Origin of the sequence: Duganella sp. CY15W (assembly GCF_009857555.1) — a bacterium.
GTDB classification, from domain to species: Bacteria; Pseudomonadota; Gammaproteobacteria; order Burkholderiales; family Burkholderiaceae_D; genus Rugamonas; species Rugamonas sacchari.
The window spans coordinates 615,086-636,455 of sequence record NZ_WWCQ01000001.1; the positions used below are offsets into that span (position 1 = coordinate 615,086).

The following is a 21,370-nucleotide window of genomic DNA, read 5'->3' on the forward strand; positions in this document are numbered from 1 at the left end:
CGGCCTGAAAGCGTCCGCGCGGACGTCCGCTTAGACCAGCAGCGCGCCGCCATCGACCACGTGGGTCTGGCCGGTGGCAAAGCCGCTGGTCATCAGGAATACATAGGCAGCGGCGATGTCCTCGGCCGAGCCGACGCGTCCCACCGGCAGCATGTCGCCTGCATCGGCAAACATGCGTTGGCGATCGGTGTCAGTCATGTCGGTCCACAGCTTGGTGGCCACCAGTCCCGGCGAGACAGCGTTGACGCGGATCGGCGCCAGTTCCACCGCCAGCGCGCGCGTCAACGCTTCCACCGCGCCGCAGACGCTGGCCGCCAGCGCCCAGCCAGCGCGCGGGCGCTGCGCGGCGATACCCGTCGTGAACGTGATGGAGCCGCCAGCCCGCACGTTGCGCACACCATGCCGGGCCGTCGCCAGCGCACCCCAGTAGCGCAGGTCGAAGGCTGGATGCGCGGCGGCGACACCGGTATCCCGCAAAGCACCCAACTGCAGCGTATCGCCAGCCGTGTACACCAGATGATCGAATTCGCCGATGCCGTTGAAGAAGCGCTCGATGGCCCGCTCATCGCGCAAGTCCAGCGTGCAGCCCTGCGCCTTGTGGCCCAGCACCGCCAGCGCTTGCTCGATGCGCGCCATCTGGCTGGAGACGATCATCACTTCCGCATCCTCGCGTAAGGCCTCGCGCGCCACTGCTAGGCCGATGCCGGATGAGCCGCCGAGCACCAGCACACGTTGGCCGCGCAGGCGGCCGCTCATGCAGGCACCCGTGCCAGCAGGCCGGCGATGGCGGTGTCCAGCGTGACCGAGCCCTTGCGCGAAACGCCTTCAAATTCAATCCAGCCTTGATTGAACCCGTCCAGCATCTGCATGCGTGGCGTCGGATTTTTCATGCCCTGCGATGCGAACAGTTCCTGCCACGCGCCGCGTTGCACGGCGTGTGCCTGCACGCTGCGGCCCAGCAGGCGGCTGAAGCTGGCCGCGATGTCATTCGGGCTGATACGTACAGGTCCTTCCAGTTCGACCACGCGCACGCCGTGCCCGTGCTGTTGCAGCAGTTCCGCCGCGAGGGCCGAGATATCGGCGCATGCCACCATCGGCACGGCGCGATCCAGTGGTTGCAGGAAGCTCGGAATGCTGCCGGTCGCACGTGCCGACGCCACATCCCACAAACTGTTCTCGATAAACCAGCCAGCACGCAGGAAGGTGACAGGCAGATCCAGCGTACTCAATTCGCGCTCCATGATGCCCAGCTGATTCAGCAGATTCGGCTGGGTAGCCTGCGCACCAATGGTTGACAGCACCACCACGCGTGACGGCCGCGCAGCAGCCAGCGCCTGGCGCAGCGCCGCGATGGTGCGGCGCGCTTCCGGAAAGCCTTCGGAGGGATCGAAGGTGGGCGGCAGCAGCACAAATGCCGCCTCGGCGCCGGCGAATGCTTGCGTCAAGGCGGCAGCGTCGCTGATGTCGGCCAGTACGACATCGGCCCCGCGTGCAGCCCACAGCTCCCCCTTGGCCGCATCGCGCACGACCGCACGCACTGGCAGACCTGCTGCCAACAACTGTTTGCCCAGCGCCGAACCTACCTGGCCAGTGATACCGGTAATTGCATACATCTTCTTCTCCTTGATAGTCGATGGAGAGGATTTTGATGCAAAACCGCCCATACTCCGATAGCATGGGACTCATATCATTAATGACGAATTGGCATATATGGGATTCGACGAACGGGTAGTGAACGGCATGCGGATACTGGCCGCGATTGTGGACAGTGGCAGTTTTGTGCGTGCTGGCGAGGCGCTGGAGATGTCGCAGTCCGGTGTGAGCCGTGCCATCGCCAGGCTGGAATCGCGGCTCAATATCAGGCTGTTTGACCGCACCACGCGCAAGGTCGCGCTGACGGATGAGGGCCGGCGCTTCTATGCGCAGGTGAGCCCCTTGCTGGCGGGGCTGGAAGACGCGGTGGCCACGGCGGGCGAGGGTGCGGTCAAGGTGCGTGGAAAGCTGCGCGTGAATACCGATCCGCTGTGCGCGCGGCTGTTGTTCGGCGCTAAGCTGGGCGGCTTCCTGAAACGCTATCCGGAGCTGGAGCTTGATCTGATGGCGCGCGACCATCTGGGCGATCTGGTGGGCGATGGTTTCGATCTGGCCATCCGCCTGGGCCAGCCGCAAAGCTCTTCGCTGATCGCGCGCAAGCTGATGGACACGCGCGTGCTGACTGTCGCCACGCCTGCCTATCTGCGCAAGCACGGTACGCCGAAGAAGCCGGCGGATCTGGAAAGCCCGGATCACGTGTGCATCCACTTCCGCAACCCGGCCACGGGGCGGCCGTTTGACTGGGAGTTTCATCGCGGCGGCAAAGTCACGATTGTCAATCCGCGCGGCCAGATCACGCTCAACGATGGCGGCACCATGGAGAGCGTGCTGCTGTCGGGCTATGGTCTGGCGCAGGTGATCGATATTGCGGTTGAACCCATGCTGCGTTCCGGCGCGCTGATACCGGTATTGACGGCATGGCCGGATGAGCGCTTCCCGCTGTATGCGCTGTATCCGTCGCGTCATCATCAGCCAGCCAAGACGCAGGCCTTCCTGACATTCGTCCAGTCTCTGCTACCATGACGGCTTTCAAGGAGAGATGATGGCGCGTGATACTTACGCCTACCGGCAAGTCGCCGTGGAATCGGTGGAATGGAATGGCCGGGTAGAGATCCATCCGGTGTCCGGCCAGGCCTATGCGACGGAGCTGAATGTGCAATGCTCGCGCCGCATGAGCGACACCAGCATCTACCCGCTCGGCACCATTTTCCTGGTCAGTGCCAAGCTGACTGACCGCATGGGTGGACCGCAGTACCTGTATGTCTGGCACGGCGACGAGATCAAGGTCATGGCGGAGCAGGACGCCGAAGTATTCCTCGGCGCCTATCGCCGCGTGCGGCTTTAATGGACGGCGTGCAGTTTCACTGAAGACTTGCCGTCTTCGCGTGCCCGCAGCGCCGTCACCAAGGCCATTGCCAGAGCCAGTACGCCGCCGACCAGCATGGCGCTCGACACACCGAAGTGGTCAACTGCCATGCCGCCCACCAGCGCGCCGCTGGCCAGCGCCACCTGCGCCGTGGCGACAAACACGGCGCCGCCGCTTTCCATCGCATGCGGTGCGGCCTGGAAGATCCAGGTCTGTACTGAAATCGGCATCATGCCAAATGCGATACCCCAGATCACCACCAGCGCGGTCGCACCCCACAGGCCATGGCCCAGCAACGGCATCGCTGCAGTCGACAAGCCCATGATGAGACCCGTGGCGATCAGCGAGGTACGCACGCTGCGCGCCACTACTGCGCCGCCAATCAGATTGCCGGCAAAGCCTGCAGCGCCATACGCCAGCAACAGCATGCTGATGGTCTTGGCACTGAGCGCTGCCTCCTGCACCAGGAACGGCGTGATGTAGGTGTAGGCGGCAAACTGGCCAACGAAAATCAGCAGCGTAATAATCATGCCCAGGCGCGCTTTCTGCACACGCAGCAGCTCCGGCAACTGGCGGAAGGTGATCGCCTGCTTGGCCGGCAGTTTAGGCAGCAGCCACATTTGCGCCAGCAGCACCAGCAGCGCGACAGCGGCGCCGGCATGGAAGGCGACGCGCCAGCCGAACAGCTCACCGACCAGCGCACCGGCCGGTACACCCGCCACTGTGCCGACCGACACGCCGGCAAACACCAGCGAGGTGGCGCGCGTTTCCGAACCGGCCGGCACCAGCCGCGTTGCCAGCGCCGGGCCGATGGCCCAGAATCCGCCCACGCCGATGCCGAGCAGTGCGCGGCTGGCCAGTACCACCGGGAAGGATTGCGAGAGCGCCACCAGCACGTTCGACAGCAGCAGCATGCCGGTCAGGCTCCAGATGACGTAGCGGCGATCGGCCTTGCCGATGCCGACCGTGACCAGAATCGCGGCCAGCGCGGCCACCAGTCCGGGCACGGTGACCATCATGCCGGCCACGCCTTCCGTCACGCCGAGTTCTGCGGCAATCGCAGGCAGCAGGCCGACGGGCAGGAATTCGGTGGTGACCAGCGCAAAGGCGCCGATGGAGACGGACAGCACGGCCAGCCATGGCGAGCCGTGTGTGTGAATGGGGGAGGGCGCGGGCGCCTCCTTCGGGAGTGCGGCCTGGGTATTGGTTTGATTTTGCATGGAAAGTCCTTGAGCGGTAAAAATACTTGAATTTTTTACTGGTCGGTTCATAATGTGCGTAACAGAGAACTTTGTCAATGAATTTTTAACCGATCGGTATGAAAGAGCGAAAACTAGGCCGTCCACGCACCTTTGATGCGGACAATGCGCTGGAGAAGGCCATGAAAGTGTTCTGGGAGAAGGGTTACGAAGGCAGCTCGCTGCCGGAGCTGACCGAAGCCATGGGCATGAACCGGCCCAGCCTGTACGCCGTGTTTGGCAACAAGGAGAACCTGTTCCGCATGGCGCTGGAGCGGTACGGCGCCGCCCATGATCCTTTGTTTGAGGCGGCGCTGGAGCTGCACACCGCACGCGAAGTGGTGGAGCATTTCCTGCGTGGGAATGCCGATGCCCAGACCGAGGAGGAGAATCCGCACGGCTGCCTGGTCATCAACGGCGCGCTCGCGTGCAGCGATGACGCGCTACCGATCCGCAATTCCCTGATCGAACGCCGGGCCGCCGCCGAGGTGCGTCTGCGCGACCGCTTTGACCGCGCCAAGCGGGAAGGCGACCTGCCGGCCGACTTTTGCGCCAGCCAGATGGCGCGTTATGTGATGACGGTGTCCAACGGCATGGCGGTGCAGGCCGCCGCTGGCGCTACGCGCAAGCAGTTACAGGAGGTGGTGGACCAAGTGCTGCGTGGCTGGCCGGGCTGACAGCTGATGTGAAGAGTGTTGCGAGTGTTGCTTTAATTTCACAAACTTTGTCAAATTGAAATTTATGTTGTAATTCTGAAATTGTCGAGTACAATGCTGATATCGTACTTTCCAACGTCAGGACCCCTATCATGAAAACCGCCCGTCTGATTCAAGCCGCTGCCATCGCAGCCCTGTTTGCTTCCGGTGCTGCTTCGGCCGCCGCCACCAACATCATCGTCAATGGCGACTTCGAGTCGTACACGGGCTATGTGCCTAACGGCGGCTATACCATGATTGCCGCGGGTTCGAACGCGATTACTGGCTGGACTGTGGGCGGCGTATCGGTTGACCTGATCAAGAACAGCTATGGCTCGGTGAGCGGCACCAGCGTAGACATGCTGGGCACGCCAGGTCCGGGCGTGTTGTCGCAAGCGTTCAATTACGCCGCCAACACCACCTACACCCTTTCGTTTGATGTGAGCCGCAATCCGAACGGCAGCTACACCGCCGTGCAAGTGGATGTGAATGGCATTCAGAATCTGTACGTTGGCACCGGCACCCCGACCAACCACAGCTTCACCTTCACCACCGGTAACAGCGCGGGTTCGCAACTGCTGACCTTCAGCAGCGTCGGCGGCGACGGCTACTCGGGCGCGGTGCTGGACAACGTCAGCCTGACCGCCGCCGTGCCAGAACCGGAAACCTACGCCATGCTGGTTGCCGGTCTGGGCCTGCTGGGCTTTGTAGCCCGCCGCCGCAAGCAGGCTTAATCGGCGCTGCTGTCCTCTTCGTCGTCCTCGGTCTCGGGGGCGCCATTCTTCACAGACTGCATGCGGGCTTCGTCCAGTGCAGTCTTCAGCTTGGCAGCGTTGGCCATGAACTGGTCGACGCTGCGATTCTCGCTATGCCGCACTTCCGGCGGCAACAAGACCGACATATAGAGCTCGTCCGAAGCGCGGCCCGTGCTTTGCAGGTTGGTCATCACCACCAGTCCTGATCCCGCCAGCAGCATCACGGTCGCCGTGATCAGGAAGCGGCGCGGATGGTGCGGCTTGATGGTGATGAGGTGGAAGAACACCATGCCGCACGCGATACCCAGCGTGACCAGGTTGCCGTAGCGCGTCAGCGATTCGGCCGACCAGGCGTAAGCCAGCAGCGAGCTGCCCGCACGCCACAAGCCCACCGTCGCCAAGGCGCTGCCAAGGATGAACAGGTGACGTCCCATGCGCGCGTGACTGCCGAACAGACGGTTGGCCAAGCCCCACACACCCGCCCACAGCAGGCCCGCCGCCAGGCTGGACGCCAGCACCAGCAGATAACGGATCAGCGCAAACGGCTCGACGTCGGACAGCCACGTTTCCAGGCAGGAGAACACGGCGATCAGCACCAGGCCAATGGTGGCGGGCGTCGTGCCTTCCCAGCCGTGCATGGTGGTGTCGGCGATTTCCGCGGCCACCGGGAAGTCGGCGCCGCGCACGCGCAGGCGCGTGTGGCCCAGGCGGACCACGGTGTCGCCATCCAGCGTCACGCTGGTCTGGCGGCGGCCCTTGTAGACCGTGCCGTTCTTGCTGCCGAGGTCACGCAGCACCACCTGGTTGTGATCGTCCGTTTCGACGATGGCGTGGCTGGCGGCGCTGTGCGCGTCGTCGAGGATGATCTCGTTGTCGTAGCCACGTCCGATGCGGATGGGCAGCTGCGTGATTTTATGACGGTGCAGCACATCGCCATTGCGCGCCAGGATTTCGATGAAGTAGGGGGCTTTCATTTCGCACCGCCTTTCTTCGGCGCCAGTGACAGCGAGTCGAGGAAGACCTTCGACAGGCGCATGCCGTTTTCATACGAGACGCCGCGCGCATCGAGGCGGCTTTGCAGGCTCATCAAGCCCTGGTCGGTGCTGGCGGTCAGCAGCGCGAAGTCGTACAGGCCGGAGAATTTGCGGTAGGCGCGCACGCACAGCACGGCGCGCAGCGGCAGGTCTTTGTTCTTGACGAAGTCTTCAGTGCAGTTGGGGCCGGTCAGGCGTGCATCCTTGTTGCTGCCGAAGTGTTCGTTCTTGAACGAGGCGCTGGCCAGCTGGGCGAAGCGCAGCTTGTCGAGGCCGGTACTGCGCAGGAACTGGTGGCGGATGCTGATTTGTCCCGTCTGTAGCGAGCCGCTGACGAAGATGGCCGCTTCCATGGCGCAGCTGGCATCGTCCACCGTGAACGGCTTGTCGGCCTTGACGTTGGAGCGGCCCCAGCAGCGCATCTGTTCCGACTCACGCACCGGTACCTGATACGGTCCCATCGGTTTTAAACTGAGCGGGCTGGCCAGCAGCTGGTTGACCATGGCGGTCTGATGATTGAGCAATTGGCCGGCCACCACGGCAGTGAAGTCGGTTGGCGCCTTCTGCTGCGCCTCCACTTTTTTCAGCAGCGCCTGCGCGTAACGTGCCGGCACCAGGAAGCTCACCAGTTCGCCGTCGAGGCGCTTGGAGACGTTGACGCCAGCCACCGAGCCGTCGGCGGTCACGCTGGGGCCGCCGCTCATGCCGGAGTTGATCGGACCGGTGAACATGAGCTGGTCGTAGAAGCTGCGCGTGATGACGCCGTTGTAGGCGCCTTCCGAAATCGCAAACCCCAGGTCAAGCGGATTGCCCATCGAGTACAGGTACTGGCCTTGCGTCAGGCGCGCCAGCTGCTCGGGCATTTTGAAGAAGCCGGTGCCGTTGCGGTTCACGCGCAGCACGGCCAGGTCGTGCAGCACATCGACTGCCAGCAGTTCGACATTGCCGCGCTGGCCGCCAGTGTCCACCCATTCGCCCACATACGTGTCGGGATCGAGCGCGAACTGCGACACCACGTGGTAGTTGGTCAGCACCAGGTTGCTGGTGCCGATCAAAAAGCCGGAGCCGACCGAGGATTGCGTGCGGCCGCTTTTCAGCAGCGAGCGTACTTGCAGGATGTCGTTCTTGGCGGCGGCGTACAGATGCTGGGCGGCGCTGGATGGCGGCGGCAGCGGCGCGGCGTCCGCATTGGCGTCGGGATCGGCGGCAGGCGCGGCCTGTGGCGCAGTGGGCGCTGGCGCCTGCCGTGCGCCGTGCGGCGCCGTTGCGGCTGGCGTGGCTGCCGGTGCGGCGGCGGGATTAGCTGTCGAGGCTGCCTGGGCAGCGCTGGCAGCGGCCCAGGTGAACAATAAAACGTGAGCGAGCTTGGTGACTTTCATGCAGTCCTTAAATCGTTACTACCTTACAGCGCGCCATCCTCCACTTGCGCCGGCGTCAGCGGCGTCATCATGTGGCCCAGCTTGGCGGCCTTGGTATCCAGGTAATACTGGTTGAAGGCATTGCGGTTGACCAGCAGCGGAACGCGCTCGGCCACCTCAACACCCAGTTTGGTCATGGCATCGATCTTACGCGGATTATTGGTCATCAGGCGCAGGCTTTTCACGCCAAATTGCGCCAGCATCGGCTGCACCAGGCCATAAGTGCGCTGGTCGGCCTTGAAGCCCAGCTGTTCATTCGCTTGCACCGTGTCGGCGCCGGCTTCCTGCAGGCGGTAGGCGCGGATCTTGTTGACCAGGCCAATGCCGCGGCCTTCCTGGCGCAGATACAGCAGCACGCCACGGCCTTCGTCGGCGATCTTCTTGAGTGCGCCCTCAAGCTGGGCGCCGCAGTCGCAGCGCTGCGAGAACAGAACGTCGCCGGTCAGGCACTCGGAATGCACGCGCGCCAGCACCGGGGCGCCATCGCCGATGTCGCCCAGCACCATGGCCAGATGCTCTTTGCCGGTGGCTTTTTCAACAAAGGCATGCAGCGTGAATTGTGCCCAAGGGGTGGGCAGGGCGCAGGAAGTGACGTAGTTCAGTTCGTCTGGGGAAGGGATTTCTGCGCTCTGCGACATGGTTTTGCTCTTTATATTCGGTGATGACTAGGTAAAAAAGGCGCGCCGGGCTGTTCCAACAGACCCGGCGCGCCCCTCATGATACCAAAACTGGCGGAAACTTATTTAAGGCCTCCCTCTACCCTTTGCAAGACTTATTTCGGCAGGTCAAATACTAAAATCTCGGCTGCCTTGGCGTTATCCAGCGTCACCAGCGTTTCATCGGTGATTTTGGCCGCATCGCCGCCTTGCAGGGCGGTGCCGTTGACGGTCACTTCGCCACGGATCACGTGGACGTAGGACTGGCGGCCCGCTTTCAGCTCATGCTTCAGGCTGTCGCCCGAGGTCATGATGGTGGCGTAGATTTCCGCATCCTGGTGGATCAGCACCGAGCCGTTGCGGCCGTCATTGGAGGCAATCAGGGCCAGCTTGCCCAGTTTGCTTTCCGGTGTGAAGTGCTTTTCCTCATAGCTGGGCGGAATGCCGAGCTGGTTAGGCTGGATCCAGATTTGCAGGAAGTGCACCAGTTCGCTACGGTCGCCGTTGAACTCGCTATGACGCACACCGGTACCGGCGCTCATGCGCTGCACATCGCCGTAGTGCAGTACCGAGCCGGTGCCCATGCTGTCCTTGTGTTCCAGCGCGCCGCTCAGCACGTAGGAGATAATCTCCATGTCGCGGTGGCCGTGGGTGCCGAAGCCCTGGCCGCCGTGTACCTGGTCTTCGTTGATGACCAGCAGCGGGCCAAAGCCCACGTGTTCCGGATCATGATAGTGGCCGAAGGAGAAGCTGTGTTTGGAATCCAGCCAGCCGTGGTTAGCTTTGCCGCGCGATTCAGATTGACGTACTTGCAACATGGTGAGCTCCTTTGATATGCGATAATTTTGAAAGCGATGGACACATTGTAGGCCGCCGTTTCGGAATAAAAAAACGGAAAATTTACCCCTCTACTATCGAAAATTTCGAATGCTCAGATTAAGCCTGGAAGCCCTGCAAATTGTGGACGCCATCGACCGCCGGGGATCGTTCTCCGCTGCGGGCAAGGAGTTGCACCGCGTGCCATCGACGATTTCCTACACCGTCAGCAAGCTCGAAGATGACCTGGGCGTCCAGGTGTTCGAACGCAACGGTCCGCGGGTCGAGCTGACGGCCGCCGGCGCCGAGCTGCTCAAGGAGGGACGCTACCTGCTGAAGGCCGCGCTGGATCTGGAACACCGGGTGCGCCGCGTCGCGTCCGGCTGGGAGACGGAGCTTGCGGTGGCGATGGACTCCATGTTCTCGGCTTGCGTGTTCCATGAGGACATACCGGCGTTTTACGCGGTGGCGCAGCAGACCCGCTTGCGCATCGTGCAGGAAGCCCTGTCCGGCACCTGGGAGGCGCTGCTGGATCGCCGTGCCGACCTGCTGGTGGGCGCGGCGGGCGATGGTCCCGCAGGCGGCGGCTACGTATCGGAACCGATCGGCAAGGTGGATTTTGTGTTTGCCGTCGCCCCGACGCATCCGCTGGCCGCAGTCGAGGAACGGCTGGGACGCACCCATTTGCAACACTATCGCGCCATCAGCGTGGCCGATTCCGCGCGCCAGCTGGCGCCGCGCACCGTCGGCCTGTTGCTGGGCCAGGACGCGCTGACCGTGGCCGACATGCACACCAAATTCCAGTACCAGCTGGCCGGCGTCGGCTTTGGCTTCCTGCCCGAGCCCTGCGCGCGCGCTGCCATCAGCGCCGGCCTGCTGGTGGAAAAGCAGGTGGACGAGCCCAAGCCGGCCGAAACGTTCTATCTGGCCTGGCGTAGCGGCGAAAACGGCGCGGCATTGAACTGGTGGCTGAACCGGATGCGCAAGCCGGGATTGTTTGAGCGCTTGCTGCGCCATCTGCCCCATCATAATGTTGACCAACGTTAATAATTTCGGAGTACCATAGCGGGATAATTGCCTGTCCATTTGCTGGAACGTGTTCATGACTGTTTTGACTGCCATGCCGCCCGTGTTTTTGCATCCGCTGGCCGACCGCAACGGCAGCCCGGCGGCTTTGTTATTTGACGCCGCGCGCCGCCCCGCTGTGGACGGCGAGCTGCCGGTCAACCTGCTCGAAGAGCTGGCCAACGCCAGCATGAATTGCTTTTACCGCCCCGGCCCCAGCCAGGCACTGAACCAGATGCTGGGCCATGCCGGCTGGAAGGCGCTGGCCGCCGATAAAGTGCTGCGTGCCGACAGCGCGCTGCCCAAGGACTTGCCGGCGTCGGTGCAGTGGGTGGAAGGCGACTGGTTCCTGGCGCCGCCCCCGAAAGCCGTAGGCACGCAAGCCGCCTCGCGCGCGCTGGCGCTGCAACTGGTGCAACTGGTGTCCGCCGATGCCGATACCCATGAAATCGAAGCGCTGCTGCGCCAGGACCCGACGCTGTCCTACCACCTGCTGCGGCTGGTGAATTCGCTGGGCATGGGCACTGGCCGCCGCGTGACGAGTTTTTCGCAAGCCATCCTGATACTGGGCCGTTCGCAATTGCGCCGCTGGCTGAACCTGATGCTGTTCTCGTCGCGTGAAGGCGATCCGCGTTCGGCCATGCTGCTGTCGCGCGTGGCGGTGCGGGCGCGCTCGATGGAGCTGCTGTCGAAAGCCTGTGGCGAAGACAAGCCGCACCAGGAGCAGGCCTTCATGGTCGGCATGTTCTCGCTGCTGGGCGCATTGTTCGGCATGCCGCTTGAAGAGGTGCTGAAACCGCTCACGGTCAGCGAATCGGTGCAGCAGGCCTTGCTGTCGCATGAGGGCGACTTGGGACAGCTGCTGTGCGTGGTTGAATCGGCCGAGCGCGAAGACTTCGATGCGTTCAACGGCTGCCTGCAGGCGCTGCAGCTGGACAACGCCACCTACAACCGCATCATCATCGACGCCTATCTGTGGATGCAGAGCGTGGCGGCGGGCAAAACCGGTAGCCCCCATGCGTGACGCGATCGAGCGTTGTCTTGCCCTGAGCCGCCAAGCCCGGAGTGAGCAAGGCGAGGCGCTGGCGCAGACATTGGCCGCACTGGATGCGGCGCTCAACGAGGCCCGCGAGGCGATCAAGCCGGCCGATATGCCGGCGCTGGATGCGTCGCTGGCGCTGGACCTGACCGGTTACGTGACGTCCTGGAGTCCGGGCGCGGAGCTGATGTTCGGCTACGCGGCGCACGAGGTGGTGGGCCAGCACGTGCTGTTCCTGTACGCGGAAGACGATGACGATGGCAACATCGCCGAACTGTTCTTCGACCATAGTCCCGGCGAGACGGCGGCGCGCACCGAAGTCCGGCGCCGCAAGAAGAACGGTGAAATCATCTGGGTCCATCTGGATATCGAACTGCGCCACGAGGACGGCGAGCCGGTGGGCATGCTGGTGCGGCTGTCGCAAGCCAACCAGACCCTGTCGGACATGGACAAGGTCAACCTGCACGCGCGCATCATCGAGGACAGCGAGCAGGGCGTGCTGATTACCGATGCCCATGAGCGCATCGTCTCCATCAATTCCTCCTTCACGCGCATCACCGGCTATACGCCAGCCGAATCGATCGGCAAAACGCCGGACCTGCTGCGCTCCGGCGTGCACGATGCCGACTTCCGCGCCAAGGTGCGCGCGGCCATGCAGGGCGGCGGTCCGTGGCGCGGCGAGATTGTCGGCAAGCGCAAGAACGGCGAGTTGTTCCCGCAGTCGGTGACCATCAGCGCAGTGCGCGACCAGAACGGCAGGATCAGCCACACCTTCTCGCTGTTCTCCGACATCAGTGTCCACAAGGATGCGGAAGCGCGCATGCAGCGCATGGCCAATTACGACCCGCTCACCGGCTTGCCGAACCTGTGCCTGCTGACGCAGCTGGTGGGCCAGGCGCTGACCGAAACCAAGCGCACCGGCGAACATGGCGCGGTGATGGTGATTGAGATTTCGCGCGTGGGCGCCATCAGCGATACACTGGGCCATGAAATCGGCAATGAGCTGCTGTGCGAAATCGGCCGCATGTTCCGCACTTCGCTGCGCGAGGGCGACGTGCTGGCGCGGCTGGATGGCCACCGCTTTGCCATCGCGCTGCTGCACATCGAAAAGCGCGAGCACGCGGCCATCGTCGCCAAGAAGCTGCTGGCGGCGTTGTCCTCGCCGATTGCGCTGGCCTCGCACAGCCTGCAGGTGGGCGCGCATATCGGCATTACCGTGTATAGCGAGGATGGCGTCGATGTGCCGACGCTGATCCGCTGCGCCGACGTGGCCGTGGCCAAGGCGGCGCAGAGCATCGAGTCCAACTTCCTGTTCTACAGCGAAGAGATGAACCAGCGCGCCAAGGAGCATCTGCGCATCGAGAGCGAATTGCGGCAGGCCTTACAGAACAACGAGCTGCTGCTGTATTACCAGCCCAAGGTGAGCTTGCGCAGCGGCCGCATCGTCGGTGCGGAAGCGCTGCTGCGCTGGCGCCATCCGATACGCGGGCTGGTGTCGCCGGGCGTGTTCATTCCGGTGGCGGAAGAGACGGGCCTGATACTGGACCTGGGCGCGTGGGTGCTGGAAGAGGCCTGCCGCCAGGTGCGCGAATGGCGCGACGCCAACCTGATTATGCCGCCGATTGCCGTCAACCTGTCGGCACGCCAGTTCGACAATGAGCTGCCGAAGCGGATTGCCGCAGTGCTGGAGCGCCACTGCGTGCAGCCCGACCAGATCAATCTGGAGATCACCGAAAGCCTGCTGGTGCGCGGTACCGACAAGGTCATCGCCATCATGAACCAGCTGGTGGCGATGGGCATGGCGCTGGCGCTGGACGACTTTGGCACGGGCTATTCCAGCCTGGCCTACCTGAAAAAATTCCCGATCAGCACACTCAAGATCGACCGCTCCTTTGTGATCGGTTTGCCGTACGAAGAAAACGATTGCGCCATCGCGCGCGCCATCGTCACCATGGCGCAGCAGCTGCGTCAGGAGATTGTGGCGGAAGGCGTGGAGACGGCCGAGCAAATGGCTTTCCTGCGCGAGCTCGGTTGTGACCAGCTGCAAGGCTATCTGTTCAGCCAGCCGGTCCCCGCAGCGGAATTCGCGGCCATGCTCAGGGAAGGCAAGCGGCTGGCGTTCGGCCGCTAAGCTGGCATAGCGCCATACCGCCATACCGCTAACGGGGGATGGCGCCGGCACGGGCCAGTGGTACTTTGTATGACGCCGGTTTCGGCGACATCTGACCAGAGGAGTGCATGTCCATGTTCTCAGCCCGTAAATGCCTGGCCGCCTTGCTGACGGCTTTATCCCTGACTGCGGCCCATGCGGCGGTTCCCGCTTTCCCTGACAACTTCAAGACCATGAAAGTGGCCACGGCCGATGGCGTCATCCATGTGCGCGTGGGCGGTGCCGGTCCGGCGGTGCTGCTGATCCATGGCTTTGGCGACACCGGCGATATGTGGGCGCCGCTGGCGGCTGCGCTGGCCGTTGACCACACCGTCGTGGTGCCGGACCTGCGCGGCATGGGTTTGTCCTCGCGTCCGGCCGGCGGCTACGACAAGCGCACGCAGGCTGCTGACATGCGCGCGGTGCTGGAAAAACTGCGCATCGACCATGCCGATGTGGTCGGCCATGACATCGGCACCATGGTGGCTTACGCCTATGCCGCCCGCTATCCCGACAAGACCGATCGCCTGATTGTGATGGATGCGCCGGTGCCCGGCATTCCGCCGTGGGAGCAGATTGTGCGCAGCCCGCTGCTGTGGCATTTCTCGTTTGGCGGCCCGGATGCGGAGCGCCTGGTGGCGGGCCGCGAACGTATTTATCTCGACCGCTTCTGGAACGAGTTTGCCGGCACGCCGTCCAAAATTGACGAGGAAACGCGCCGCCATTACGCCAAGCTCTATGCGCTGCCAGGCGCAATGCATGCCGCCTTCGCGCAATTCCTGTCGATCCCTAAAGATGCCGAGGATAACCTCAAATCCATGGCGACCAAACTGACCATGCCGGTACTGGCTGTCGGCGGCGCCAAGTCCTTCGGCGCCAACGAAGCGATCGTAATGCGCAACGCCGCTACCAACGTCACCGAACTGGTGGTACCGGACGCCGGCCACTGGCTCATGGAGGAGCAGCCGGCCGCCACGGTGGCGGCGGTCAAGTCCTTCCTCAAGCGCAATCAATAAGGAGCTGACATGAAGCTATTGACCATACTGGCGGCGGCCTTGCTGGCAGCCGCGCAGGCTGCGGCCGCACCGATCCAGTCCGCTTCCCGGCTGACTTTCGGCGATGCCCACACCTTGTTTGTCGCCGACTGGAAGGGTGCGCGTATCCATGCGCTGGAGGTGCCGGTGGCGGCCAATGCTGCGGGCCGGCCATTCAATCTGAAGGATGTGCAGGGCACGATCGCCAAGGCACTGGGCGTGGCGCCAGCTGCGCTGCGGTTCGAGGATCTGGCGGTGCAGCCTGGCAGCGAGCGGGCGTTTGTGGCGTTGACGGTGCAGGGCGCCAAGGGCAGAGCGACGCCAGCCATCGTCAGCATCGACGCGGCCGGCAAGGTGACGCGGCTTGACCTGGGCAAGGCAGGCGGTTCGGCGGCGGTTGGCGATGTGCCGGCGGCTGACGTGGCATTCTGGCGCGACGTGCCGGCGCAAACGCTGACCGTGACCGACATGCGCTTTTACCAGAACAAGCTGTACGTGGCCGGCTTGTCCAACCGCAGTTTTGCCTCGACGCTGCGGGTGTACGACTATCCGTTCCAGGGCCAGGCCCGGACCACCACGGTGGAAATGTACCATCCGGTGCATAACCAGATCGAAACCCGCGCGCCGATCCGCAGCATGGCGGTAATGACGATCAATGGCGAGCCGTCGCTGCTGGCGGCATACACATGCACGCCGCTGGTGGTGATCCCGCTCAAGGACCTCAAGGATGGCGCGCACATCGCCGCCAAGACCATTGGCGAAATGGGCTGGGGCAGCATGCCGAATGGCCTGGTCACGTTCACGCAGGGAGACTCGGAATACGCCTTGCTGCTCAATTCCAGCCGCTCGGCGGACCTGCTCAGCGCGGCGGATCTGGCCGCTGGCGCCGCCGCGCCGGGCCTGAAGACGCCGATTGAGTGGCCAACCCAGCCTTATCTTGGCGTGAAGGGCACGATGACGCCTATGGCCGCCACCATGCGCGTCGATAACCTGAATCCGCAGCTGCTGCTGGCGTTGCGGCGCGAGGATGCGAGCGGCCGGATGCAGCTGGTGTCGATTCCCAAGGGCGCCTATCTGCGGCTCAGCGACTTTGTGAACGAGTACGACTTCCCGGATTACCGTTATCCGGATGGCGACAAGTTCCGTGACTTCCACAAGTATGCCCGTGGTCTTGAAGGCTATTCCGATCTGGCGCGCTAGTGCGCTGGCGCTGGTGGCCGCTGCAGCGCCAGCGGCCACGCTGGTGACGCCGTCCGGGCCGGCGGTGCCGGCCAATCTGCTGCGCATCGGGCTGCATCTGGATCGCCCGCTGTCCGCACCGCTGGACATGCACCAGGTGGCCTTGCTCGACAGCGAGGGTGCGCTCATCAAGGACGCTTTTCTTGACCTGCCGCTGGCGGGCCGGGACGGGCGCTCGGTCACGTTGCTGCTTGATCCGGGGCGCATCAAGACCGGCGTCGGCCCGAATCTGGCGCACGGCTTGGCCCTGCAGGCGGGGCAAACGGTGCTGTTGCGGATCACCGATCCCCGGCTGGGGCGGCCCGTGGAAAAGCGTTGGCTGATTGAACCTGTGCTGCGGCAAGCCATTTTGCCGCAGCAGTGGCGTTTGACGACCCCCGCGCGGGGCAGCCGCCAGCCGCTGCGCGTCGACTTCCCCACGGCGCTGGACGGTGACGCCGCTCCGTTGCTGGCGCTGCAAGGTCCCGACGGCCGGCGCGTGGCAGGCAAGGTGCAACTGGCGGACGGCGAGCGGCAATGGCGCTTCATACCAGCGCAAGCGTGGCGCGCCGGCGCCTATCTGCTACGCGCGCATCCGCGGCTGGAAGATCCGCAGGGGAACCGCTTGTGCTCGGCATTTGAACAGGCGCAGCAGAGTGCTCAACAGTGCGACGAAGAAGGGCGGCGTGCGTTTATCATTGATTAACAAACTTTTTTGGGAGATTGTCATGCAAAAACGTACTTTCCTGACGCGCAGTGTGGCCGCTGTCGCTTTCGCAGGCCTGGGCCTGGCAATGAGTGGTTGCACCACGACCACCGGCGCCGCCAAACCAAGCAGCGCTGCCGTCAAGACGGAAATCGAACAAGGTGCTTACACCACGCTGGAGCGCCTGTACAAGGAAGTCAAAGGTTCGCGTGAACTGGTGCACAAGGCGAATGGCGTGCTGGTATTCCCGAACGTGGTGGCGGCCGGCCTGGTGGTGGGCGGCGAATACGGCAAGGGCGTGCTGCGCACCGGTGGCCAGACGGCGGATTACTACAGCGTCGCTTCGGTATCGGTCGGCTTCCAGGCTGGCGCGCAATCCAAGGCCGTGGTGCTGCTGTTCATGAGCCGCGAGGCGCTGGACAAATTCCGCAACGGCAAAGGCTGGACCGCTGGCGTGGATGGTTCGGTGGCGCTGATCAAGGTCGGCGCGAATGGCGAGGTCGATACCAACACCGCCAACAATCCGGTCCAGGCGTTTGTACTGACCAATGCCGGCCTGATGGCCAACCTGAATCTGGAAGGCACGAAGATTTCCAAGCTGGACCTGTAATGCTACTCTACGGTCATCCTACTAACATGGAGTAATGATGACTCGTAATATCCTGGACCAGGCCCATATTCATCCTGCCGCCTTGGCGCAGATCGAGAGCAATCATCCGCATCTGATCGCCGAGGTAAAGGCCGCCATTGCCGCCAACAAGGTGGTGGTGGTCGGCATGGGCTTGAATCCTTTCCCTGCCAAGGCGCGCAAGATTCTGGCTGCGCAGGGCACGCCGTACACCTACCTCAGCTACGGCAACTACTTCTCCCAATGGCGGCCGCGCCTGGCGCTCAAGCTGTGGAGCGGCTGGTCGACGTTCCCGATGATTTTTGTGAACGGCACGCTGATCGGCGGCGCCAACGATCTGCAAAAGCTCATCGATAGCGGCGAGTTCGCGCGCCTGGTGGGCTGAGTCATGCAGGCCTTGCCGCTGCGCCTGAATCCCGGGGACGACCTGCGGGCGTCGGTGGTGGCGGCCTTGGCGGCCAGCGGCCATGCGGCTGGTTTTGTACTACAGGGCATCGGCAGCCTGAGTGTGGCGCAGCTGCGCTTTGCCGGTGTGCCGCAACCATCCGAGCTGCGCGGCGATCTGGAAATTTTAACGCTGGCCGGCTCGATCTCGCCCGACGGTGCCCATCTGCACATGACGGTGTCGGATGCGCAGGGCCGCGTCATGGGTGGGCACGTGGGGGGCGGCTGCATCGTGCGTACCACGGCGGAATTGTTGCTGGCGCTGCTGCCCAGTCAGCGGTTCACACGCGAGCATGATCCGCTGACCGGCTATGCCGAACTGAAAATCAGCTAGTCCGGCTCGACCTCATCGTTGATCTTTTCGGTAAGCGCCTTGAGCGCGGCCGGCGCCTGGTCCAAATGGTAGCTGATGCAGTGGCTTTGCTGGCCATCGTCTACCGTCAGGTCGTATTGAAAATCCCAGGATTTGGGCGCTTCCTTGACCAGTTGCGGATGCAGCGCGAAAAAATCGCTGGCCTGCACCAGCTGCCGGAGCTGGCTGGCCTGGTCTTGCGGCAGCTGGGCCAGATCCACGGTGCGCGTCTGCGCGCCCGCCGGTCCGGTAAAGCCGCCCTTGCATGTCAATGTCAAGCGCATCATGGTTCCTCAGGTGACGCCGACGACTTTCCATGCAGCTTGCACCGCATGCTCTTCGGCTGAATCGGCGCCGTACAGCAGCACGGCCGCTTGTGCAGTGGCCTTGGCCATGTCGGCAAAGGTGGCATTGGAGGTCAGCAGCGACAGCGCCTTGTACCAGATCGGCCCGGCCTTGTCCCAGGCGTTGCCCTTGAGCGCAATGGCGGCCGCGTAGAACGCGTGGTTGGGAATGCCGGAGTTGGTGTGGACGTCGCCGTTTTCCACATAGCCCTTCATGTGCTTGGGCTGGTCGTCGCCGGACCAGGTGAGTTCCTTGTTGCCCGGATCGGCCATCGAGCGCAGCGCCTTGCCGACGGCGGGCGCCATGATGCCGGGGCCAATCAGCCAGTCAGCCTGTTCGACGCTCTGCTTGAGCGTCCATTGCTTGACCACGCTGCCGAACACATCTGAAATCGATTCATTGAGTGCGCCGCTCTGGTCCTGGTAGACCAGGCCGCCCGGTACCGAGTACTGGGTCACGCCGTGCGTGAGCTCGTGCGCAATCACATCGATGGCGCTGGTGAAACCCAGGAACAGTTTGCCGTCGCCATCGCCATACACCATCTGCTGACCATTCCAGAACGCGTTGTTGAAGCGGTTCTGGTAGTGGACCGTGGAATCCAGGCGCATGCCCTTGTTGTCGATGGAATTGCGTTTCAGGACTTCGCGGTAGAAGTCGTAGGTGACGCCAGCGCCATCGTAGGCCTGGTTGACGGCCGTATCGGTGGACGGTTTTCTGTCCTCTTCGCGCACCAGTTTGCCGGGCAGCGCGGACTTGTTCTGGCCATCGTAGACGGTGCGGCGTTTTTCGCCGGTGGCGGTTGCAACCAGACCCAGGGCGATAGGCGCAACCGACCGCTGCCCACGCAGATGGGCGGACATTTCGGCCTGGTCGAGCAGGCAGTGACGCTCAGCGGTGTCTGGCGTTTCCTCGGCAAGCTGGCGCAGCATCTTCGGTGGAATGATGAAGCAAGTGCAGCCGGGTGAATGCTCAGCCATGACGTTCTCCTAAACAATGCAATAGTGTATTTATACACGGATTTTGAAGGCCGGGATGTCACGGTTGACGACGCAGGGGATCGAGCAGGGAGCGCAGATTATTGTGGTCGATTTCGTACATCAGCGCGATCAGCGCACCCAGTTCGCCAGACGGAAAACCTTCGCGCGCGAACCAGCCGAGGTAGTGGCCGGGCAGGTCGGCAATCTTGCGGCCTTTGTACTTCCCGTAAGGCATTTCGCGCGTGAGCAGCAGGGCGAGTTTTTCAGAATTCATGGGCGGGCTTGCGTCAGAACGTATTGCCGGATCGTGTACAGGCCGACGATGTCGGCCGAGGCATGGATCATCATGGCCGCGACCAGGCCGATATGCTGAGCGATCGCACCGAATGCGACGCCGGTGAAGAACAGCATGCCGGCCTGCATCAGGGTTTTCCGATTCAGCTGCTGAAAGCGGTAGGCGCGGATATGGGCCAGCGTGAACAGGGCAGCGGCTGCGTAAATGCCCATCAGCGGCTGCAGTGCGCCGCGGAACAGCAGTTCTTCGCCAAAGCCGGCGGCCAGTGAAATCCAGAGCGGATTCCAGCCCGAGAGATCCAGCCGGGCATAGTTTTCTGCCGTACTCCGGGCGGCCTCCGATTTCGTCATATACCGGTAGCCGATTTTTGTGCCGGACCAGTACAGTGCAAGGAACGCGGCGCCGATCAGGACTTGATAGCTCAGCGGCACGCCGGCAAGCAGGGTCGTCAGATACGGCGGCTGGTGGAATACGGCGATGACGGCAACAGCAATCGCCGACAGCAGCGCGCAGGTTGCCAATTGCCGGCGCAAAGTAATTTTTGGGGCTTCTGACGTCATGGCTGGAACCAGTTGAGAATACGCTGATATTCGGGCCATAGCGCGTCACCCGACGCACCCGCTGGCTGCAAGGTGTGGCCCACATCGGGAAGCCGGCGCACGGTGACATCGCGGCCGGCGGCGCGCAGGTCGGCGGCCATGGCTTCGGCGGACAGGATCGGCGTGCTGCTGTCCTGCATGCCGCTGACGACGTAGACCTTGCTCCGGCTCTTCAGCAGGCTGGTGGTATTGGAGGCGCGAAAGAAGCTGCTCCAGCGTTTGTAGGGATGGCCCCAGGCGAAGTCCGTGGCGCTGTCCGACGCGGCAAAGATGCGCTGGCGGGTGGCGTCGAGTTCATCGAGTTTTTGTTTGACCTCGCTATCATTGGCGCCGCTGCGGTAAGCGCTGACGATGAAGTCGTAATACTGCGTCGCGCCGCTGCCGCTGACCATGGCGACGTTGGTGACGGCGGCATCGCGCGCAGCCAGCGCGGCCGCAGCGGTCGCGCCTTCGGACACACCAATCACCAGCAGCGGGCCTTGCGCCACCCAGGGCAGGCTGCGCGCGTGCTGCACGGCGCGCGCCAGATCGCGCGTCCAGTTCTCCAGCGTGAAGTACTGGTTGAATTGCTCGGGACAGGCGGTTGCGGTGCCGTCGGATTGCGGCGTGGCCGGCGAGTAGGGCTTGTTGACCGTCATGACGGCATACTTGCCGGTCCACGCCGTATCGAGAAAGCCGAAGATATTGGCCGAACGCCTTGGTGTGCCCAGGCCGCTGAATCCCGGTGTGCAGCCCGAGCCTTGAATCAACAGCACCAGCGGCGCTGGCGCCGTGGTCCGCGAGATGTAGTATTCAACTGGTGGCGCGTCGCCAGCCGGCGGTACCTGATACTCGATGAAGCCGGTACCGCGCGCCTCGAAACGCGTGATTTCCTGCGCTTGCTCCTGCGCTTGCGCCGCACCCGCCAGTGCCAGCGCTGTCAACAATCCAGATGCTTTCACCACTGGG

25 protein-coding genes are annotated in these 21,370 nt (G+C 63.3%); 13 read left to right on the top strand and 12 right to left on the bottom strand.

Annotated features, from left to right (window positions below):
• Nucleotides 1–30 precede the first annotated feature (30 nt).
• Both GTP58_RS02900 and GTP58_RS02905 read right to left on the bottom strand, forming a co-directional pair.
• Nucleotides 31–756, bottom strand: coding sequence for an SDR family oxidoreductase (locus GTP58_RS02900; protein WP_161076191.1), 726 nt, complete (start codon nucleotides 754–756; stop codon nucleotides 31–33).
• Entirely contained in the window at nucleotides 753–1,613 is an 861-nt protein-coding gene (locus GTP58_RS02905) for an NAD(P)H-binding protein (protein WP_161076192.1), read from the bottom strand. The genes GTP58_RS02900 and GTP58_RS02905 overlap by 4 nt, the downstream gene beginning before the upstream one ends.
• A 97-nt stretch (nucleotides 1,614–1,710) precedes the next feature.
• Between GTP58_RS02905 and GTP58_RS02910 the strand changes: the two genes are divergently transcribed.
• Nucleotides 1,711–2,616, top strand: a complete 906-nt coding sequence (locus GTP58_RS02910) for a LysR family transcriptional regulator (RefSeq protein ID WP_161076193.1) — start codon at nucleotides 1,711–1,713, stop codon at nucleotides 2,614–2,616.
• A 16-nt stretch (nucleotides 2,617–2,632) separates the two neighbouring features.
• Nucleotides 2,633–2,938 carry a hypothetical protein gene (locus tag GTP58_RS02915; RefSeq protein WP_229215402.1) on the top strand — a complete coding sequence of 102 codons (306 nt, stop codon included), beginning with the start codon at nucleotides 2,633–2,635 and terminating at the stop codon, nucleotides 2,936–2,938.
• On the opposite strand, the gene GTP58_RS02920 is transcribed toward GTP58_RS02915, so the two are convergent.
• The gene (locus GTP58_RS02920) at nucleotides 2,935–4,179 is read right to left on the bottom strand and encodes an MFS transporter (RefSeq protein WP_161076194.1); all 1,245 of its coding nucleotides are present in this window, start codon (nucleotides 4,177–4,179) and stop codon (nucleotides 2,935–2,937) included. The two genes, GTP58_RS02915 and GTP58_RS02920, sit on opposite strands and share 4 nt — an antisense overlap.
• A gap of 98 nt (nucleotides 4,180–4,277) precedes the next feature.
• On the opposite strand from GTP58_RS02920, the gene GTP58_RS02925 reads away from it, so the two are divergent.
• Nucleotides 4,278–4,874: a TetR/AcrR family transcriptional regulator gene (locus GTP58_RS02925; RefSeq protein ID WP_161076195.1), complete on the top strand. Its 597-nt coding sequence runs from the start codon at nucleotides 4,278–4,280 to the stop codon at nucleotides 4,872–4,874.
• 131 nt (nucleotides 4,875–5,005) lie between these two features.
• Nucleotides 5,006–5,626: an FxDxF family PEP-CTERM protein gene (locus tag GTP58_RS02930; RefSeq protein ID WP_161076196.1), complete on the top strand. Its 621-nt coding sequence runs from the start codon at nucleotides 5,006–5,008 to the stop codon at nucleotides 5,624–5,626.
• Here GTP58_RS02930 and GTP58_RS02935 read toward each other — a convergent pair.
• The 4 genes from GTP58_RS02935 to GTP58_RS02950 form a co-directional block, all read right to left on the bottom strand.
• Nucleotides 5,623–6,621 (bottom strand): FHA domain-containing protein, encoded by a 999-nt coding sequence (locus GTP58_RS02935; RefSeq protein ID WP_161076197.1) that lies wholly within the window; start codon nucleotides 6,619–6,621, stop codon nucleotides 5,623–5,625. The two genes, GTP58_RS02930 and GTP58_RS02935, sit on opposite strands and share 4 nt — an antisense overlap.
• Nucleotides 6,618–8,060, bottom strand: coding sequence for a serine protease (locus tag GTP58_RS02940; RefSeq protein ID WP_072780576.1), 1,443 nt, complete (start codon nucleotides 8,058–8,060; stop codon nucleotides 6,618–6,620). Before GTP58_RS02940 ends, GTP58_RS02935 begins: the two co-directional genes overlap by 4 nt.
• Nucleotides 8,061–8,083: 23 nt before the next feature.
• Nucleotides 8,084–8,737, bottom strand: a complete 654-nt coding sequence (ribA, locus tag GTP58_RS02945) for a GTP cyclohydrolase II (RefSeq protein WP_161076198.1) — start codon at nucleotides 8,735–8,737, stop codon at nucleotides 8,084–8,086.
• Nucleotides 8,738–8,871: 134 nt separating this feature from the next.
• On the bottom strand, nucleotides 8,872–9,573 hold the full coding sequence (locus tag GTP58_RS02950) for a pirin family protein (RefSeq protein WP_072780573.1): 702 nt from the start codon (nucleotides 9,571–9,573) through the stop codon (nucleotides 8,872–8,874).
• A gap of 109 nt (nucleotides 9,574–9,682) precedes the next feature.
• On the opposite strand from GTP58_RS02950, the gene GTP58_RS02955 reads away from it, so the two are divergent.
• From GTP58_RS02955 to GTP58_RS02995, 9 genes are all read left to right on the top strand, one after another.
• Entirely contained in the window at nucleotides 9,683–10,618 is a 936-nt protein-coding gene (locus GTP58_RS02955) for a LysR substrate-binding domain-containing protein (protein ID WP_161076199.1), read from the top strand.
• A 55-nt stretch (nucleotides 10,619–10,673) separates the two neighbouring features.
• Complete coding sequence (locus tag GTP58_RS02960; protein WP_161076200.1) at nucleotides 10,674–11,660, top strand: EAL and HDOD domain-containing protein; 987 nt, start codon at nucleotides 10,674–10,676, stop codon at nucleotides 11,658–11,660.
• The gene (locus GTP58_RS02965; RefSeq protein WP_161076201.1) at nucleotides 11,653–13,806 is read left to right on the top strand and encodes a bifunctional diguanylate cyclase/phosphodiesterase; all 2,154 of its coding nucleotides are present in this window, start codon (nucleotides 11,653–11,655) and stop codon (nucleotides 13,804–13,806) included. The genes GTP58_RS02960 and GTP58_RS02965 overlap by 8 nt, the downstream gene beginning before the upstream one ends.
• 212 nt (nucleotides 13,807–14,018) lie before the next feature.
• Entirely contained in the window at nucleotides 14,019–14,840 is an 822-nt protein-coding gene (locus tag GTP58_RS02970; RefSeq protein ID WP_373924721.1) for an alpha/beta fold hydrolase, read from the top strand.
• A 9-nt stretch (nucleotides 14,841–14,849) separates the two neighbouring features.
• Nucleotides 14,850–16,058, top strand: a complete 1,209-nt coding sequence (locus GTP58_RS02975) for a hypothetical protein (RefSeq protein ID WP_229215403.1) — start codon at nucleotides 14,850–14,852, stop codon at nucleotides 16,056–16,058.
• Nucleotides 16,024–16,782 (top strand): hypothetical protein, encoded by a 759-nt coding sequence (locus GTP58_RS02980; protein ID WP_161076203.1) that lies wholly within the window; start codon nucleotides 16,024–16,026, stop codon nucleotides 16,780–16,782. The genes GTP58_RS02975 and GTP58_RS02980 overlap by 35 nt, the downstream gene beginning before the upstream one ends.
• Before the next feature lie 22 nt (nucleotides 16,783–16,804).
• Nucleotides 16,805–17,392 (top strand): YSC84-related protein, encoded by a 588-nt coding sequence (locus GTP58_RS02985; RefSeq protein ID WP_072780565.1) that lies wholly within the window; start codon nucleotides 16,805–16,807, stop codon nucleotides 17,390–17,392.
• Nucleotides 17,393–17,429: 37 nt separating this feature from the next.
• Nucleotides 17,430–17,795: a glutaredoxin gene (locus GTP58_RS02990; protein ID WP_161077242.1), complete on the top strand. Its 366-nt coding sequence runs from the start codon at nucleotides 17,430–17,432 to the stop codon at nucleotides 17,793–17,795.
• A 3-nt stretch (nucleotides 17,796–17,798) separates the two neighbouring features.
• Complete coding sequence (locus GTP58_RS02995) at nucleotides 17,799–18,188, top strand: PPC domain-containing DNA-binding protein (RefSeq protein WP_161076204.1); 390 nt, start codon at nucleotides 17,799–17,801, stop codon at nucleotides 18,186–18,188.
• Here GTP58_RS02995 and GTP58_RS03000 read toward each other — a convergent pair.
• The 5 genes from GTP58_RS03000 to GTP58_RS03020 are packed head-to-tail and all read right to left on the bottom strand — an operon-like array spanning nucleotide 18,185 to nucleotide 21,363.
• Nucleotides 18,185–18,493 (bottom strand): protealysin inhibitor emfourin, encoded by a 309-nt coding sequence (locus GTP58_RS03000; protein ID WP_161076205.1) that lies wholly within the window; start codon nucleotides 18,491–18,493, stop codon nucleotides 18,185–18,187. The genes GTP58_RS02995 and GTP58_RS03000 overlap by 4 nt on opposite strands.
• A gap of 6 nt (nucleotides 18,494–18,499) precedes the next feature.
• Nucleotides 18,500–19,528 carry a M4 family metallopeptidase gene (locus GTP58_RS03005; protein WP_161076206.1) on the bottom strand — a complete coding sequence of 343 codons (1,029 nt, stop codon included), beginning with the start codon at nucleotides 19,526–19,528 and terminating at the stop codon, nucleotides 18,500–18,502.
• Nucleotides 19,529–19,586: 58 nt separating this feature from the next.
• Nucleotides 19,587–19,802 (bottom strand): DUF3820 family protein, encoded by a 216-nt coding sequence (locus GTP58_RS03010; RefSeq protein ID WP_072780555.1) that lies wholly within the window; start codon nucleotides 19,800–19,802, stop codon nucleotides 19,587–19,589.
• Nucleotides 19,799–20,383: a CPBP family intramembrane glutamic endopeptidase gene (locus GTP58_RS03015; protein ID WP_161076207.1), complete on the bottom strand. Its 585-nt coding sequence runs from the start codon at nucleotides 20,381–20,383 to the stop codon at nucleotides 19,799–19,801. The genes GTP58_RS03010 and GTP58_RS03015 overlap by 4 nt, the downstream gene beginning before the upstream one ends.
• Nucleotides 20,380–21,363: a prolyl oligopeptidase family serine peptidase gene (locus GTP58_RS03020; protein ID WP_161076208.1), complete on the bottom strand. Its 984-nt coding sequence runs from the start codon at nucleotides 21,361–21,363 to the stop codon at nucleotides 20,380–20,382. Before GTP58_RS03020 ends, GTP58_RS03015 begins: the two co-directional genes overlap by 4 nt.
• Nucleotides 21,364–21,370 lie beyond the last annotated feature (7 nt).

Bases quoted from the DNA above. Each gene is read 5' to 3' on its own strand.
- GTP58_RS02900 (WP_161076191.1), bottom strand. From the start codon at position 756: ATGAGCGGCCGCCTGCGCGGCCAACGTGTGCTGGTGCTCGGCGGCTCA.
- GTP58_RS02905 (WP_161076192.1), bottom strand. From the start codon at position 1,613: ATGTATGCAATTACCGGTATCACTGGCCAGGTAGGTTCGGCGCTGGGC.
- GTP58_RS02910 (WP_161076193.1), top strand. From the start codon at position 1,711: ATGGGATTCGACGAACGGGTAGTGAACGGCATGCGGATACTGGCCGCG.
- GTP58_RS02915 (WP_229215402.1), top strand. From the start codon at position 2,633: ATGATGGCGCGTGATACTTACGCCTACCGGCAAGTCGCCGTGGAATCG.
- GTP58_RS02920 (WP_161076194.1), bottom strand. From the start codon at position 4,179: ATGCAAAATCAAACCAATACCCAGGCCGCACTCCCGAAGGAGGCGCCC.
- GTP58_RS02925 (WP_161076195.1), top strand. From the start codon at position 4,278: ATGAAAGAGCGAAAACTAGGCCGTCCACGCACCTTTGATGCGGACAAT.
- GTP58_RS02930 (WP_161076196.1), top strand. From the start codon at position 5,006: ATGAAAACCGCCCGTCTGATTCAAGCCGCTGCCATCGCAGCCCTGTTT.
- GTP58_RS02935 (WP_161076197.1), bottom strand. From the start codon at position 6,621: ATGAAAGCCCCCTACTTCATCGAAATCCTGGCGCGCAATGGCGATGTG.
- GTP58_RS02940 (WP_072780576.1), bottom strand. From the start codon at position 8,060: ATGAAAGTCACCAAGCTCGCTCACGTTTTATTGTTCACCTGGGCCGCT.
- ribA (WP_161076198.1), bottom strand. From the start codon at position 8,737: ATGTCGCAGAGCGCAGAAATCCCTTCCCCAGACGAACTGAACTACGTC.
- GTP58_RS02950 (WP_072780573.1), bottom strand. From the start codon at position 9,573: ATGTTGCAAGTACGTCAATCTGAATCGCGCGGCAAAGCTAACCACGGC.
- GTP58_RS02955 (WP_161076199.1), top strand. From the start codon at position 9,683: ATGCTCAGATTAAGCCTGGAAGCCCTGCAAATTGTGGACGCCATCGAC.
- GTP58_RS02960 (WP_161076200.1), top strand. From the start codon at position 10,674: ATGACTGTTTTGACTGCCATGCCGCCCGTGTTTTTGCATCCGCTGGCC.
- GTP58_RS02965 (WP_161076201.1), top strand. From the start codon at position 11,653: ATGCGTGACGCGATCGAGCGTTGTCTTGCCCTGAGCCGCCAAGCCCGG.
- GTP58_RS02970 (WP_373924721.1), top strand. From the start codon at position 14,019: ATGAAAGTGGCCACGGCCGATGGCGTCATCCATGTGCGCGTGGGCGGT.
- GTP58_RS02975 (WP_229215403.1), top strand. From the start codon at position 14,850: ATGAAGCTATTGACCATACTGGCGGCGGCCTTGCTGGCAGCCGCGCAG.
- GTP58_RS02985 (WP_072780565.1), top strand. From the start codon at position 16,805: ATGCAAAAACGTACTTTCCTGACGCGCAGTGTGGCCGCTGTCGCTTTC.
- GTP58_RS02990 (WP_161077242.1), top strand. From the start codon at position 17,430: ATGACTCGTAATATCCTGGACCAGGCCCATATTCATCCTGCCGCCTTG.
- GTP58_RS02995 (WP_161076204.1), top strand. From the start codon at position 17,799: ATGCAGGCCTTGCCGCTGCGCCTGAATCCCGGGGACGACCTGCGGGCG.
- GTP58_RS03000 (WP_161076205.1), bottom strand. From the start codon at position 18,493: ATGATGCGCTTGACATTGACATGCAAGGGCGGCTTTACCGGACCGGCG.
- GTP58_RS03005 (WP_161076206.1), bottom strand. From the start codon at position 19,528: ATGGCTGAGCATTCACCCGGCTGCACTTGCTTCATCATTCCACCGAAG.
- GTP58_RS03010 (WP_072780555.1), bottom strand. From the start codon at position 19,802: ATGAATTCTGAAAAACTCGCCCTGCTGCTCACGCGCGAAATGCCTTAC.
- GTP58_RS03015 (WP_161076207.1), bottom strand. From the start codon at position 20,383: ATGACGTCAGAAGCCCCAAAAATTACTTTGCGCCGGCAATTGGCAACC.